This is a genomic window from Micromonospora sp. NPDC048169 (genome assembly GCF_040652815.1).
In the GTDB taxonomy this organism is placed as follows: Bacteria; Actinomycetota; Actinomycetes; order Mycobacteriales; family Micromonosporaceae; genus Micromonospora.
The window spans coordinates 157,445-172,684 of sequence record NZ_JBEZMS010000001.1 but is presented as its reverse complement, the minus strand read 5'-3'; the positions used below and the strand labels follow the sequence as shown (position 1 = coordinate 172,684).

Sequence of the window (15,240 nt, the reverse complement as noted above, 5' to 3'; positions counted from 1 at the left end):
GTGCGCGACGGCCTGCGTGGGCTGACCACCCGCGGCCGCTCCTTCCTGGCGGCCGCGGTGGCCGCCGCGATCTCCGCCGGCATCCTCGGCGAGAAGGACCTGCTCCGGGTGGCGGTCCTGCTCGCCGTGCTGCCGCTGCTGGCCGCCGCGTACGTCGGGCGCAGCCGGTACAAGCTGGCCTGCAACAGGTCGCTGGAGCCGCACCGGGTGCCGGTCGGGGCCAGCTCCCGGGTGGTGCTGCGGTTGCAGAACCTGTCCCGGCTGCCCACCGGCACGCTGCTGCTGGAGGACCGCCTGCCGTACGCGCTGGGCAGCCGCCCCCGGGTGGTGCTGGAACGGCTCGGCGCGCACCAGGCCAGCTCGGTGGCGTACACGGTCCGGGCGGACGTGCGGGGCCGCTACGAGGTCGGGCCGCTGGTGATCCGGCTGACCGACCCGTTCGGACTGTGCGAGCTGACCCGGTCGTTCCCCAGCACCGACCACCTCACGGTGATCCCGCAGGTCACCCCGCTGCCGTCGGTGCGGCTCCCCGGTGAGTACGCGGGCAGCGGCGACAGCCGGGCCCGCTCGGTGGCGGTGCACGGCGAGGACGACGCCGCCACCCGGGAGTACCGGATGGGCGACGACCTGCGCCGGGTGCACTGGAAGTCCACCGCCCGCACCGGTGAGCTGATGGTGCGCCGTGAGGAGCAGCCGTGGGAGAGCCGCGCCACGGTGGTGCTCGACACCCGCGCCGGCGGGCACCGGGGCGAGGGCCCGACGGCAAGCTTCGAGTGGGCGGTCTCGGCGGCGGCCAGCGTCGCCGTGCACCTGCGCGAGGCCGGCTACAAGCTGCGGCTGGTCACCGGCAACGGCGCCGACGTCGGGGCCACCGAGGCCGGCGGTGAGGGACTGCTCCTCGACCACCTCGCCGACGTGCACCTGGACCGGCGCGGCGAGATCACCACGCTGGTGCAGCAGGTCCGGCAGCGGGCCGACGGCGGTCTGATCATCGCGCTGCTCGGCACGCTCGGCGCCGCCGAGGCGGAACTGCTGGCCGGCTTGCGCGGCAACGGCGCAACCTGTGTGGCGTTCCTGCTGGACAGCAACACCTGGCTCAACCTGCCACCGAACGCCCGGGCCGAAGCGGAGCGGGCACACGGCGCCGCCGCGCTCGCGCTGCTGCAGAGCGGCTGGCGGGTCATCGGGGTGGAGCACGGCACGCGCCTGCCGATGGTGTGGCCGCAGGCCGGACGGGGCTCGCAGGGCTTCGCGCTGCGAGCGGCCATGGCCGAGACGGTGGCCGGCGGACGACGATGACCGGAAGGATGTCCCTGTGACCCCGCACCGCAACATCGGGTTCGTCGCCGCGGCGGCGACGCTGCTGGCGGCGGCACCGCTGTCGGCGATCTTCGAACGCTGGACCTGGCTGATCCAGGCCGCCGTCGTGGTCGCCGTGGTGGCCGGCTCGGCCGCGTTGAGCCGCCTGGGCCGGTTCCCGCTGTGGGGGCAGGTGCTCGCCATGCTGGCCGGGCTGACCCTGGGCCTGACGTGGGTCTTCCCCGGCGGCACCGAACTGCTCGCGTTCGTGCCGACCCCTGCGACGTTCGCCCACTTCGGCGACCTGCTCCAGGCGTCGTTGCAGGACATGCGCTCGTACGGCGTGAAGGTGCCGGACGTCGACTCGCTGCTGTTCCTCGCGGTGCTCGGCATCGGCGCGGTGGCGGTGGTGGTGGACGTGCTCGCGGTCGGGTTGCGCCGGCCCGCGCTGGCCGGCCTGCCGATGCTCGCCATCTACTCGGTGCCGGTCGCGGTGTACGTGGACAGCGTCCCGGCCACCCCGTTCGTGGTGGGCGCCGCCGGTTACCTCTGGATGCTGGTCACCGACAACGTCGACCGGGTACGCCGGTTCGGCCGCCGGTTCACCGGCGAGGGGCGGGACGTGGACGTCTGGGAGGCGTCCCCGCTGGCCGCGGCGGGACGACGGCTCGCGGTGGTCGGCGTGATCGTGGCGGTGGCGCTGCCGCTCGCGGTGCCCGGGATGACCGGCGGCCTGATGAACAACGTCGGCAACGGGCCCGGCGACGGCAGCGGGCGGCCGGGCCAGGGCGGCAGTTCGGGCCGGGTCGACCTGTTCGCGGCGCTCAGCGGCCAGCTCAACCAGAGTGAGGAAGTCGAGCTGGTCAAGGTCAGCACCGACGAGACGACGCCGTTCTACCTGCGCCTGGGCGTGGTCGACGACCTTCGGCCGAGCGGCTTCCAGGCACGCGTGCCGACCGGGCGGCCGATCACCCGGCCGCTGCCCGACCCGAGGGAACGCGCCGTGCGCGGCGTGGAGCAGCAGCGCTACCGCGCCACGGTCGAGGTGACGAAGAACCTCAACATGCCGTTGCTGCCGGTCTACGCCGAGCCGGTCAAGACCGACGACCTCAACGGCAACTGGCTGTACGACCCGAACCAGCAGGTCGTCTTCTCCAACCGGGACAACGCCCGCGGCAAGAGCTACTCGTTCGACTACGTCCGGTCCACGTTCAGCCCCACGGCGCTGCGCACCGCCCCGTCACTGCCCTCGGACAGCCCGGTGATGCGGCAGCAGACCGAGCGGCCGTCGGTCCCGGCCGTCGAGGAACTGGTCGCGCAGCTGGTGAAGAGCAAGTCGACCGACTACGACAAGGTCCGGGCGATCTACGACTACTTCTCCGTGGAGAACGGCTTCACCTACTCGCTGTCCACCCGCAACGGCAGCAGCGGTGAGGACATCACCGACTTCCTCGCCACCAAGGTCGGCTACTGCCAGCAGTACGCCGCGGCGATGGCCTGGCTGGTCCGGGCCGCCGGCATCCCCGCCCGGGTGGCGGTCGGGTTCACGAACGGCAGCAGGGCCGAGGGCGGCACGTACGTGCTGACCAACCAGAACCTGCACGCCTGGACCGAGGTCTACTTCGGCGGGATCGGCTGGGTGCCGTTCGACGCCACCCCGGCGGCGGCGGTGGCCGGCTCGGTCCGCTCGGCCTGGGCACCGGACATCGACGCCCCCGAGGAGGTCACCCCCTCGGCCGGCAGCACCGCCGTTCCCGACGCGGCCGGCCCGTCGGCCGGGCCGAACGAGACGGACCGGCTGGACAAGGACGCCGACCAGGGCCTGGCCCTGAACCAGGGCGGCCCGGCCGAGGAGAGCCCGGTCTGGCCGTGGTGGCTGGCCGGCGCTCTGCTGGCGCTGCTGGCTCTGCTCGCCGTACCGGCCCTGCGCCGCTCTGCCCTGCGCCGCCGCCGGCGTGCCCGGACGGTCACGCCCGCGGCCACCGCGCTTCCGGTGCCGGGCCAGCGCGGCGAGACGCGGGAGGTGGTCGTCGGCGTGGACGCCGAGGCGGCCCGCGCCGACGCGCACGCCGCCTGGGACGAGCTGCTCGACACGCTCGTCGACTTCCAGGTCCGGGTGGACCGCACGGAGACCCCGCGAGCGACCGCCGAGCGACTGGCCCGGGAGGCGCTCGCCGAGCGCGGGGACGCCGCGACCGGGGTACGCCTGCTCGGCCGCGCCGAGGAGCGCGCCCGGTACGCCCGTGACCCGCTGACCGACGCGGAGCTACAGCCGGCGCTGCGTACGGTCCGGGGCGCGCTGGCGGCCGGCGCGGACCGCCGCACCCGGCTGATGGCGGCGCTGCTGCCCCCGTCGGTGCTGCAGCGCTGGCGTACCGGCCTGGCCGAACGGTCGGCAAGGGTGGTGACCACGAGCGGCCAGGTCCGCCAGCGCCTCACGCGCTGGAGCCCGCGCCGCCTCCTGGCCGGCCGCCCCGCCCGCTGACACGCCCTCCCGGCCCCTCCCGGCCCTCCGGCCGTTCCCCCGGTGATCAAGGAGTTAGTGTCCGGATCCGGCTCTGCTGAGGACACAAACTCCTTGATCACCGGGGTGGGCCGCCTGCTCCGGTGCGGCGCGCGCCCGTGCACGCCGCCTGGGCGGGTGTGGACGCTTCCGCCCTGGCACCCGCGAGATCTTGGTACGAAATGGCCCCCATAGGGGCCCTCATAGGGGCGCTTTCGTACCAAGATCTTTTCTGGGTCCTGCGATTCGGGAGGCTCGTCTTGCTGGGCAGGAAGGGGTGTCGGTGATCATGGCCGAGTGGGTGCGGCGGGGTGCACGCGGGAACGGAGGAGACGTCGGCAGGCGGGCGCTGCACGACGGAAGCTCGGACGGACGGAGAACCGGCGCGCGCTGCGCGGGACGGAGGCGTGACGCCGCGCCGGACGGACGCGGGACGGAAGCGTGACGCGGCGGAGCGGAGCGGACGGGCCACGTCCACCGGCGGAGCCGCCCCGCCGGCCGGGTCGGAGCGGGCACGACGAAGCGCGGGCCCTCGCCCGCGCATGCCACGGCGACCCGCAGCGGGTCGCTCCGGCGGCGCTTGCCAAAGGTGCCGCCGGTATCCCGCCCCCGGGTTCAGGGGCGGGACGTGATCAGCGGTGGCCCTCCGGGCGCTGCCGCCAGCGGTCCTCCATCCGGTCGAGGAAGGAGCCCCGGCGACCACCACTGCGGCCACGGGGACGACGCCGGCTCGTTGTGCCGCCGACCACGTGCAGGTCGGGCGACTGGGATCGGCGGTGCGACTGCACCGCGTAGCCCAACGAGGCCAGCATGACGACGAAACCCGCCACGGCCACCGCGGGAATCTTGATCACGGCACCGTAGATCAACAGGGCCAGACCAGCGACGACCACGCCGGCAGCGACGAGCACGCGACGCCGCGCGTGGAAACGCGGGTCGCTGGCGCGCACGGCCGAGGCGAACTTGGGGTCCTCGGCAAGCGACCGCTCGATCTGCTCGAACAGCCGCTGCTCGTGCTCCGAGAGCGGCACGGCACTCCTCCCCGGTCACGTTGGTCGGCCCGGTCGGGCCGACAGACCGTGGCAGCCATCCGGCTGCTTACCCGCAAGTCTACGAGGGCCCCCGCGCGTCGGAAAGCGGGACGACCTACGGCCGGGCCGGTTTTTCGACTTGTCGGGTATCACGACGGCCGAGAAGACTGGCCGGACCTATGACGGACCGCCCGAATCGGGCGGCCGCCGCGTCGGCCGCCGCCTCCGCCTCACGCCAGCCGCGCTCCGGCGCGCCCAGGGTGAGCTGCCGTGGAGTCTCCCCGGCCGGGGCGAGACCTTCCATCCGGACACCGACCAACCGGACCGGCTCGCCGGGGGCGAGCGCGGTCCACAACGCCCAGGCCGTGTCGAACATCTCCCGGGCGGTGTCGGTGGGCACGGCGAGGGTGCGGGAGCGGCTGATCGTCCGGAAGTCGGCGAAGCGAACCTTGAGCGACACGGTGCGCCCGACCTGCCCGGCCGCCCGCAGCCGAGCGCCGGCCTTGTCGGCGAGCGCGAGCAGGGAGCGCCGGATCTCGGCCGGGTCGCTCACGTCGGTGTCGAACGTGACCTCGGCGCCGATCGACTTCTCCACCTGCTCGGGCGTGACAGCGCGCGGGTCACGCCCCCAGGCCAGCTCGTGCAGGTGGGTGGCGGACGCCTCGCCCACGGCCCGGCGCAGCAGGCCGGCCGGCGCCTCGGCCAGGTCGCGTACGGTGCGCAGGCCGAGGCGGCGCAGCGCGTCCGCGGAGCGCTCCCCCACGCCCCACAGGGCGGACACCGGCAGCGGGTGCAGGAAGTCCAGCACCCGGGCGGCCGGGACCACGAGCAGGCCGTCTGGTTTGGCCCGGGTGGAACCGAGCTTGGCCACGAACTTGCTCGGCCCCACCCCCACCGAGCAGGTCAGTCGCTGTTCCTCGGCGACCCGGCGGCGGATCAGCGCGGCGATCTCGGCGGGCCGGCCGAACAGCCGGCGGGCGCCCGCCACGTCGAGGAACGCCTCGTCCAGCGACAGCGGCTCGACCAGCGGGGTGACGTCCCGGAAGATCCGCATGACCGCCCGCGACGCCTCGGTGTAGGCGGCGAAGTCGGGCGGGAGGTAGACCGCGCCGGGGCAGAGCGCCCGGGCGCGGGCGGTGGGCATCGCGCTGCGGACGCCGTACCGCCGGGCCTCGTAGCTGGCGGAGCTGACCACGCCGCGCGGCCCGACGCCGCCCACCACCACCGGCCGGCCGCGCAGCTCGGGGCGGCGGCGCACCTCCACCGAGGCGTAGAACGCGTCCATGTCGACGTGCAGGACGGTGCAGCCGGTGTCGTCGGCGTCCGGCCCGAAGCGCGGGTCACCGCCTCGGGGCAACGACTGGCTGCGGCCCATGCCAGCAGGCTAGCCCGCCGGTCCGACAACCCACCGCCCAGTCCACGCCACCAGCGCGAAGGCACGGACCAGGTGAGGCCGGCGCAGAGGCACGGACGAACCGGCGTCAGCCCCGGATCACCAGCAGCGGGATGGTCATCTCGGCGGCGGTGTCGGCACCGTGGTACGCGACCAGCCGCGATGCCATCGGCGGTTCGGAGCGGCTGGCGACCACCGCGTACGTGTCCCGGCAGACCACCACCACGTCACCGATCCGGGTCAGGTGCGCCTCGGGCACCGGCCCGAACCAGCCGGTCGCCACCGCCTCGGCCCGGGTCAGCACCTGCGCGGCCGGGCCCAGCACCCCGGTCCAGGCGGCCACCACGTCGGCTTCGGCACCCGGCTCGACGTGCAGGTAGCGGACCCGGGGCTCACCGGCGACCACCCGTACCCCGGCCCGCAGCCGGGGGTCGGTGTCCAGGTCGATCCGGTGCCCGGCGGGCACGTCGAGCTGGCCGTGGTCGGCGGTGACGAGCAGCGCGGCGTCCGGCGGCAGCCCGTCGACGAGCCGGGCCAGCAGCGCGTCCACGTCGGCGGCGGCGGTCCGCCAGGGTGCGGAGTCCACGCCGCTGAGGTGCCCGTGCCGGTCCAGGTCGGGGTGGTAGCCGGAGACGAGCGTGGGCCCGTCCCCGGCAGCGAGCGCCGCCAGCATCCGGGCGGCGAGCGCGTCCACGCCCGCCGCGCCCCGGTAGTCGCCGCCCCGGTTGGCGGCGAGCGTCAGGCCGCTGCCGGCGAACTCGGGGCGGCTGACCACAGTCACCGCGACCCCGGCGGCACGGGCCCGCTGGTACCAGGTGGGCACCGGCTGCCAGCTCACCGGATCGGGGTCGCCGGCCCAGTCGACGTGGTTGAGCACCCGGCCGGTGCCGGGCACCCGGACCGTGAAGCCGAGCACGCCGTGCGCGCCGGACCCGGTGCCGGTGCCGAGGCTGACCAGGCTTGTCGGGGTGGTGGACGGGAAGCCGGTGGTGAGTGGGCGGCCGGCGGTGGCGGCCAGGCCGGCGAGCGTCGGGGCGTACGGGGCGGCGGTGGGGATCTGGTACCAGCCGAGGCCGTCGACGAGCAGCACCGCGATCCGGCGTACCCCGGCCAGGCGCGGGGCCAGGCCGAGCCGGTCGGCCGCGCCCGGTACGCCGAGCAGCGCCAACGCGCTGGGCAGCACGTCGGTCAGGGCGCCGCCGTCGTAGCGCGGCGCCACCCGGTCCAGCGGGCCGGGAGCCGGATCGGGAGCCGGACCGGTCATGCCGGGCGGCGGGCGAACAGGTGCAGCTGGGCGGCGAGATCCCGGTACGGGGACCGGGATGCGAGGGCGCGCTCCAGCTCCACCAGGGCGGCCTGCTGCCCGTCGGCCACCGCGGCCGGAAGAAGGTCGGCGAGCACCCGTACCCCGTGGACCTCCTCCACGACGAGGCCGGCGGCGGTGAGCAGCGCGCCCGCGTCGGCGGCGTCGTAGCGGCGGCGCAGCGTGTCCCGGCCGCCGGTGGTGCCGTTCGGGTCGGCGGCGAGCGCGGCGGCGGCGTCCAGTTGCCCGTTCATCGCCCGGCCGAGCACGGCGGCGGCCCGGCCGGCGACGAGCACGCTCGCCGCGCCACCCGGCCGCAGCGCGGCGACCAGCGCTGACGTCACCGGTTCCGGGTCGTCGACCACCTCGAGGACGGAATGGCAGAGCACCAGGTCCACGGTGGCTGGTTCGACGAGTCCGGTGAGCGCGTCGGCGTCGCCCTGCGTCGCGCGTACCCGATCGGCGACCCCGGCCTCGGCGGCCCGTCGGGTCAGCGCGGCGAGCGCGTCGGGGCTGGCGTCGATCACCGTGACCCGGTGACCGGCCTCGGCGAGCGGGACGGCGAAGCCGCCGGTCCCGCCGCCGACGTCGAGCACGGAGAGTCGTTCGCCGGCCCGCCGGTCCAGCTCGGCCCGGAGCACCGACCAGATGACTGCGGTGCGGGGGGTGAGGGTTCGGATCTGCTCCACGCGCCGAGCCTAGTCACCCCCCGGCCCGGGTTCAGGACTCGCCGCCGCCGGCGGGGTCGTCCTCGGCGCGGGAACGCTGGTGGTTGGCCACCGGGCCGTCGGTCACCTGGTATTCCCGCGGCTCGGCCTCGTGGGTGGGCGCCCAGTCGGCGCCGAGGCGGGTCCGCCGGGCGTTTGCCACGCCACCGGCGTTCGTGCGGTGAAAGGTCATCGGTTCATCCCCCATACCCCGGGTGGGCCACTCTGCCCACCCGCGTCGGGAGTCTCCCGCCTCCGGCTCGGAGAAACCGTAATGTGGATCACTCCATCAACGGAAATCCCTTGACGCCGGTGTGACGGGGGGCTCGATCGCGTCCAGCCGGTCCGCGGTGAGGTTCGTGACGCCCTCGTGCCGCTGCAGCCGGCCCCGCACCACAAGTGCTCCGCTGGTGCGGGCGACTCGACGGTATCTCTGCCACAGCCCCGGTGAGCAAGTGACATTGAGCATCCCGGTCTCGTCCTCCAGGTTGAGGAACGTGACGCCGCCGGCGGTCGCCGGGCGCTGCCGGTGGGTGACGATCCCGCCGACCCGGATCCGCTGCCCGGGTGGCACCTGGCCGAGCCGGGCGATCGGCACCGCGCCCAGCTCGTCGAGGCGGTCCCTGATGAACCGGGCCGGGTGGCTCTCCGGGGACAGGCCGGTGGCCCAGACGTCGGCGACCAGGCGGTCCACCGCGGCCATGCCGGGCAGGGCGGGCGGGTCCGCGCCGGTCACCGTGCCGGGCAGCCGGCCGGGCCGGTCCTGGGCCGCCGCGCCGGCGGCCCAGAGGGCCTGCCGCCGGGTCAGCCCGAAACAGGCGAAGGCGTCGGCGGTGGCCAGCGCCTCCAGCTGCGCGGCGGTGAGACCGACGCGGCGGGCCAGGTCCGGCATGTCCCGGTACGCCCCGTGCGCGGCGCGTTCCGCCTCGATCCGCTCGGCCACGTCGACGCCGAGGGTACGGACGCTGCCCAGCCCGAGCCGCACCGCCGGGCCGCCCAGCCCCCAGGCGTGCGGCGGCTCGCCCGGCACGCTGCCCCACCGGGTCTGCGGCGTGGACTCCAGCACCGCCTTGGCGCCGCTGGCGTTGATGTCCGGCCGGCGCACCTCCACACCGTGCCGGCGGGCGTCGTCGGCGAGCGTCTGCGGCGAGTAGAAGCCCATCGGCTGCGCGTTGAGCAGCGCGGCCAGGAACGGGCCGGGGTGGTAGCGCTTGAGCCACGAGCTGGCGTACACCAGGTAGGCGAAGCTCATCGCGTGGCTCTCCGGGAAGCCGTAGCTGGCGAACGCGGTGAGCTTGCGATAGACGTCGTCGGCCAGCTCGCCGGTGATGCCCCGCTCGGCCATCCCGGCGTAGAGCCGGTCGGCGATCTGCGCCATCCGCTCCACCGAGCGCTTCGCCCCCATGGCCCGGCGCAGCTGGTCGGCGCCGGCCGCGTCGAACCCGGCCAGGTCGATGGCGAGCTGCATGAGCTGCTCCTGGAACAGCGGCACGCCGAGCGTCTTCTCCAGCGCGTTGCGCATCAGCGGGTGCGCGTACGTGACCGGCTCCTGGCCGTTCTTGCGCCTGATGTACGGGTGCACCGAGCCGCCCTGGATCGGGCCGGGCCGGATCAGCGCCACCTCCACCACCAGGTCGTAGAACTCGCGCGGCTTGAGCCGGGGCAGCGTGGCCATCTGGGCCCGGCTCTCCACCTGGAACACGCCCACCGAGTCGGCCCGGCAGAGCATGTCGTACACCTCGGGGTCGTCCAGCGTCATGTCGCCCAGGTCGAGGCGGGAGCCGATCAGGTCGTAGCCGTAGTGCAGCGCCGAGAGCATGCCGAGGCCGAGCAGGTCGAACTTGACCAGGCCGACGGCGGCGCAGTCGTCCTTGTCCCACTGGAGCACGCTGCGCCCGGGCATCCGGCCCCACTCCACCGGGCACACCTCGATCACCGGCCGGTCGCAGATCACCATGCCACCGGAGTGGATGCCCAGGTGCCGGGGGAAGGTCTGCAGTTCGTTCGCGTACGCGACCACCTGCTCCGGAATGTTCGCCACGTCGACCGCCGCGACCGAGCCCCACCTGTCGATCTGCTTGCTCCAGGCGTCCTGCTGGCCGGGCGAGAACCCGAACGCCTTCGCCACGTCCCGCACCGCCGACCGGGGCCGGTACGAGATGACGTTGGCGACCTGGGCGGTGTGCTCCCGGCCGTAGCGGGCGTAGACGTGCTGGATCACCTCCTCCCGGCGGTCGGACTCGATGTCCACGTCGATGTCGGGCGGGCCGTCGCGTTCCGGGGCGAGGAAGCGTTCGAACAGCAGCCGGTGCCGGACCGCGTCCACGTTTGTGATGCGCAGCGCGTAGCAGACCGCCGAGTTGGCCGCCGACCCCCGGCCCTGGCAGTAGATGTCCTGCGCGCGGCAGAACGCCACGATGTCGTAGACGACCAGGAAGTAGCCGGGGAAGCCGAGATCTTCGATCATCCGCAGCTCGTGTTCCAGTTGCGCGTACGCCTCCGGGTGCGCCTCGGGCGGCCCGTAGCGCTCGCGGGCGCCGTCCATGGTCAGCCGGCGCAGCCAGCTCATCTCGGTGTGCCCGGGCGGCACCGGGTACGCGGGCAGCCTCGGCGCCACGAGCTGGAGGTCGAAGGCGAGTTCCGCGCCGTATTCCGCGGCCCGCGCCACAGCGCCCGGGTACGCGGCGAACCGCGCCGCCATCTCCGCGCCGCTGCGCAGGTGGGCGGTGGCCGCGGCGGGCAGCCAGCCGTCGATCTCGTCGAGGCTGCGCCGGGCCCGGACCGCCGCCACGGTGGTGGCCAGCCGACGCCGGCCCGGGGTCGCGTAGTGCGTGTTGTTGGTGGCCACTGTGGGCAGCCCGGCGGCGGCGGCCAGCTCGGCGAGCGCGTCGTTGCGGTCGGCGTCGACCGGGTGGCCGTGGTCGGTCAGCTCCACCGCCACCGTCTCCGCGCCGAACAGCGCGGTGAGCCGGTCGAGCTCGCGGGCCGCCGCGTCGACGCCCTCGGTGAGCAGCGCCGCGGGCACGTGCCCCTTGCGGCAGCCGGTGAGCACCAGCACGTGGTCGCGCAGCTCGGCGGCGATCTCCTCCAGCTCGCCGTAGACCGGGCGGCCCTTCTCCCCGCCGCGCAGCTGGGCCCGGGAGATGGTGGCGGCCAGGCGCGCGTACCCCTCGTGGCCGTGCGCGAGCACCAGCAGGTGCCGGCCGAGCGGGTCCGGTTCGCCGTTCTGCGGGCCGGGCAGCCCGAGGGACAGTTCCGCGCCGAAGATCGTCGGCAGCCGCAGCGCGCGGGCCGCCTCGGCGAAGCGCACCACGCCGTAGAAGCCGTCGTGGTCGGTGACGGCGAGCGCGGTCAGCCCGAGCCGGGCCGCCTCCTCGGCCAGTTCCTCCGGGTGGCTGGCCCCGTCGAGGAAGCTGAAGTTGGAGTGCGCGTGCAGCTCCGCGTAGGGCACCACGCCGTCCGGGCGGGTCAGCTCCGGCGGCTGGTATTCCTGGCGCTTGCGGCTCCACGCCGGTGAGTCGCCGCCGTCGGCGTCGACCGCGAGCGGGTCGACCACGTGCAGGTGCCGCTCGCCCTTGGCCCGCCCGGACAGCACCTGCTCCAACTTGGACCACGGCATCTTCGGGTTGTGGAAGCTCACCGGCGCCTCCCCCACCCGGCGGCCAACCGCCTGAGATCTTGGTACGAAACGGCCCCCCGAGGGGCACTTTCGTACCAAGATCTCTCCCGGCGCTCAGTCATAGATCGCCTCCACCAGCCACTGCCCGCCCTCCACCGCGAGCAGCAGGGCGGCGCCGTCGGCCAGGCTCACCTGGAACCGGGCCCGGCGGCGCGCCTCGGCCGGCGCCCACCAGCGTTCGTCCACGGGCCACGGACCGGCCCAACCGGTGATCTCGGCCGGACGCCCGTCGCCGACGGTGAGCCGGGCCGGCGCCGCGCTGACCGCCAGCCGCGCGGTCACCACGACCGGCTGCCCGGCCGCGTCGCGCACGTCGGCCGGCAACGGGGTCGGCAGCACCACGGCCGGCGACGGTGGCGGGATCCGCCCCGGCCACGGCGGCTCGGCCACCGCCCGGCCCCGCCGGGCTCGCCGTCCGGCCCGCGCCCCGGCATCGGGTACGGCGACCGAGGCGGACGCGGCACCCGGAGCGGCCCCGATGCCCGGGATGAGTGACGCGGCCGGGGACGACAGCCCTGTCGGGGACGGCGACGCTGCCGGGACCGGAGCCCGGGACGGCGGCGCGGCCGGAGCCTGGGACGCCGGGACCGGGGGTGCCGCGGCGGGCGGCAGGGGTGGCGGGCCGGGGCGTGCGGGCACCCGCTCGTCGCCCCACGGGACCAGGCGCACCTGGTCGGCCGGGGAACGCCCGCCGCCGAGCACGGCAGTGACCACCGCCTCGGGGCCGAGGATGCCCTGCACCCGGTTCAACGCGCGATGCGCCCGCTCCCGCTCCTCACCGGTCTCCCCCCACAGCCCGGCTTGCAGGCCCGCCTGGGCGAGCACCCCGTCGGGCACCAGCCGCAAGCGGACGATCCCGGCGGTGGGCCGGGCCGGACGCGTCCCGCCCCGGCCGTTGCTGCCGGAGAGCCAGCCGTCGAGCTGCCAGCGGACCCGGTCGGCGATGGCCGCGGCGGTGAGCAGGCCGTCGTGCCGCCAGACCCGGTGCAGTTCCTGGCCGTGCGCGGTGACCGCCTCGATGCCGAGCCGGGTGCAGGCCAGGCCGTATCCGGCCAGCCGCTCGTGCAGCCGCTCGGCGAGTGTGCGGGCGGCGAACGCGGCCGCGTCGACCCGGTCGATCGGCTCGTCGTGGTCGGCGGTGACGGTCAGGTCGGCGGGCGGCTGCCGGACCGCCAGCGGACGGTCGTCCCGGCCGCCGGCGAGCCGGTGCGCCAGCGCCCCGTCGAAACCGAACCGGGCCAGCACGTCCCCGGCGGGCAGCGCCGCGAAGTCGCCGAGGGTGCGGACGCCGAGCCGGCGCAGCAGGTCGGCCAGGGCGGGCCGGCCGAGCGCCTCGACGGGGCGGCCGGCCAGGAACCCGCGGGTGCCGCCGGGGGCCACGATCCGCCCCTCCCGGGCGGCCAGCCCGGCCGCGAACACCCCGTCGGCGATGCCGGCCTGACTCTCCACCGCGCAGCTCTGCGCGACGTGCTCCACGATCCGCTCAGCCGCCGCCTCCTCGCCGCCGAGGTAGCGGCTCGGCCCCCGGGCCGCCGTGGCGCAGGCGCCGGGCCGGATCACCTCGACGCCGGCGACCACCTCCTCCACGGCGGCCACCACCGGCTCGAACGCGCGCACGTCCCGGGCGGGGTCGTGGTCGACAACGGTGAGGTGCGGGCAGCGTCCCTGTGCCTCGCGGCGGCGCAGCCCGCGCCGGATCCCCTCGGCGCGGGCCCGCTCGGAGCAGGCGATCACCCGGTTGGCGTGCAGCACCACCACCGGGTCGGTGGCGGGCACCCCGTCGACGATCTCGGCGGCGAGGACCGGCCAGTCCGGGCACCAGAGCAGCAGCGTCCGCTGCGGTACGCCGCTCACGCCGGACCGGCAGCGGCGAGCGTACGGGCGGGTGGGGCGACCATGCGCAGCCGGCGCGGCGGCGCGGCGGCCGGGGTGCCGAGCCCGGCCGAGCGGGGGATCACCCGGGTCAGTTCGTCGCCGGGCAGCCACACCTTGATCTCCTTGGGGCGGGCGGCGGCGCCCCGGCCCCGGGCCGAGACGGTCACCTCGCGGCGGCGCAGCCGCCCCCGACCGGGGCCGAGCCCCTGCCAGACGCCCCGGACCACCTGGAGCGTGACGTCCGCGCCGTCCCACCGCCCGTACGGGACGAGCACGCTTCCGCGCTGCCGGGCACGGGCGGCCAGCCGGGTCGCGACCGAGGCGGAGACGGTGGCCGGCACGGCGGTGACCACCACGTCGACCCCGTCGATGAGCGCGGCGACCACAGTTGGCCACTCCGGCCCGGGGTCGGGCACCAGGGCCAGCCGGTCCAGGGCGATGCCCGCCTCGGCCGCCGCGCCCGCCCCGAATGTGGGTACGCCGACCACCGCGCACCACGAGCCGGCCCGGGACGCCTCGGCGAGCAGCGCGAGGATCAGCGAGGTGGTGCCGCTGCGCCGGGGCCGGCCGGCACCGACCGCGACCGTGCTGCCGCGCCGCAGACCCCGGTTGGGCAGCAGCCCGGTCAGCTCGGCCCGCACGGGCAGCACCCGGTGACCGCCGGCCGGATCGGGTGCGCTCGCCGGCCGGACCAGATCGGCCAGGGCGGCGGAACCGACCACCATGCGGCCCGCCATCGGACCAACCCCCCGTCGTGTTTCGCCACGGGCCTCACCCGTGGATGGTGCTGTGGATCGTGTCGTGCGCGGCACGCGTGTGCCGTGGCGCGGCGCCCGGCCACCCGGAGTCCCGCCGGTGGTGGCCGGGCGCCACGGATCAGGCGGCGGCGGCTCCGGGCCGGGGCGGGGTGTCGGAGGCGCCGCGGCGCAGCGGGCGGGGCAGGCCGTCGAGCGCCGGCTGGTGGGCCACGCCGAGCGCGGTCTCCACCACCGTCACGAACTCCTCGGCGGCGCGCAGCAGGTCGTCGGCCTCCCGGGCGGTCACCACGCGGGGGATGCCGGCCTCGGCGGCGGCCCGCTTGCTCGCGCCGGCGGCGAAGTAGGCGGCCCACTCGTCCAGCTCGGGGGCGACGGTGGCGAGCAGCACCCAGACGCTGGTGATCCGGTTCCGGCGGGTGGGCGCGGGGCGAGCGCGGGCGGCGAGCACGGCGGCGGCGGCACGCAGCGCCGCGAGGTGGGCGGCGGCGTACCGGAGGCCGTCGGGACGGGTGCGGGTGGCCTCGGCCAGCCCGTCGCGGGCCACCGCGAGCAACTGGGCGGGGGTGCGGTGCGGCAGCACGTGCGCGGGCACCGTGGGCGCCTGGGCCGGACTGGTCGGCATGGGTCTCTCCTCCGCGTGTGGCCGGGGCGGGCGCTCGTGCGACGGGGAACGTCGCCCGGTCGCCCGGAGC

10 protein-coding genes and 1 pseudogene are annotated in these 15,240 nt (G+C 75.8%); 2 read left to right on the top strand and 9 right to left on the bottom strand.

Annotated elements, in window-relative coordinates; genetic code table 11:
• Both AB0D28_RS00745 and AB0D28_RS00740 read left to right on the top strand, forming a co-directional pair.
• Positions 1 to 1,299: a DUF58 domain-containing protein gene (locus tag AB0D28_RS00745; protein WP_357380759.1), complete on the top strand. Its 1,299-nt coding sequence runs from the start codon at positions 1 to 3 to the stop codon at positions 1,297 to 1,299.
• Positions 1,296 to 3,784: pseudogene (locus AB0D28_RS00740) on the top strand (DUF3488 and transglutaminase-like domain-containing protein). The gene AB0D28_RS00745 and the pseudogene AB0D28_RS00740 overlap by 4 nt, the downstream one beginning before the upstream one ends.
• Positions 3,785 to 4,434: 650 nt before the next feature.
• Here AB0D28_RS00740 and AB0D28_RS00735 read toward each other — a convergent pair.
• The 9 genes from AB0D28_RS00735 to AB0D28_RS00695 all read right to left on the bottom strand — a co-directional run bounded on the left by AB0D28_RS00735 (position 4,435) and on the right by AB0D28_RS00695 (position 15,170).
• Positions 4,435 to 4,833, bottom strand: a complete 399-nt coding sequence (locus tag AB0D28_RS00735) for a DUF3040 domain-containing protein (RefSeq protein ID WP_357380757.1) — start codon at positions 4,831 to 4,833, stop codon at positions 4,435 to 4,437.
• Between the two features lie 115 nt (positions 4,834 to 4,948).
• A complete protein-coding gene (locus AB0D28_RS00730) occupies positions 4,949 to 6,208 on the bottom strand; it encodes a DNA polymerase IV (RefSeq protein ID WP_357380755.1) in 1,260 nt (419 codons plus the stop codon).
• Between the two features lie 106 nt (positions 6,209 to 6,314).
• Positions 6,315 to 7,490, bottom strand: a complete 1,176-nt coding sequence (locus AB0D28_RS00725; protein ID WP_357380753.1) for a nucleotide pyrophosphatase/phosphodiesterase family protein — start codon at positions 7,488 to 7,490, stop codon at positions 6,315 to 6,317.
• A complete protein-coding gene (locus AB0D28_RS00720) occupies positions 7,487 to 8,218 on the bottom strand; it encodes a methyltransferase domain-containing protein (RefSeq protein WP_357380751.1) in 732 nt (243 codons plus the stop codon). Before AB0D28_RS00720 ends, AB0D28_RS00725 begins: the two co-directional genes overlap by 4 nt.
• Positions 8,219 to 8,249: 31 nt before the next feature.
• On the bottom strand, positions 8,250 to 8,429 hold the full coding sequence (locus AB0D28_RS00715) for a hypothetical protein (RefSeq protein ID WP_013287622.1): 180 nt from the start codon (positions 8,427 to 8,429) through the stop codon (positions 8,250 to 8,252).
• Positions 8,430 to 8,525: 96 nt separating this feature from the next.
• On the bottom strand, positions 8,526 to 11,876 hold the full coding sequence (locus AB0D28_RS00710; protein WP_357380749.1) for an error-prone DNA polymerase: 3,351 nt from the start codon (positions 11,874 to 11,876) through the stop codon (positions 8,526 to 8,528).
• Positions 11,877 to 11,969: 93 nt separating this feature from the next.
• Entirely contained in the window at positions 11,970 to 13,769 is a 1,800-nt protein-coding gene (locus AB0D28_RS00705; protein ID WP_357380747.1) for a DNA polymerase Y family protein, read from the bottom strand.
• The gene (locus AB0D28_RS00700) at positions 13,766 to 14,527 is read right to left on the bottom strand and encodes a hypothetical protein (RefSeq protein WP_357380745.1); all 762 of its coding nucleotides are present in this window, start codon (positions 14,525 to 14,527) and stop codon (positions 13,766 to 13,768) included. The genes AB0D28_RS00705 and AB0D28_RS00700 overlap by 4 nt, the downstream gene beginning before the upstream one ends.
• Before the next feature lie 139 nt (positions 14,528 to 14,666).
• Positions 14,667 to 15,170 carry an SAV_6107 family HEPN domain-containing protein gene (locus AB0D28_RS00695; protein WP_357380743.1) on the bottom strand — a complete coding sequence of 168 codons (504 nt, stop codon included), beginning with the start codon at positions 15,168 to 15,170 and terminating at the stop codon, positions 14,667 to 14,669.
• Between the last annotated feature and the right edge of the window lie 70 nt (positions 15,171 to 15,240).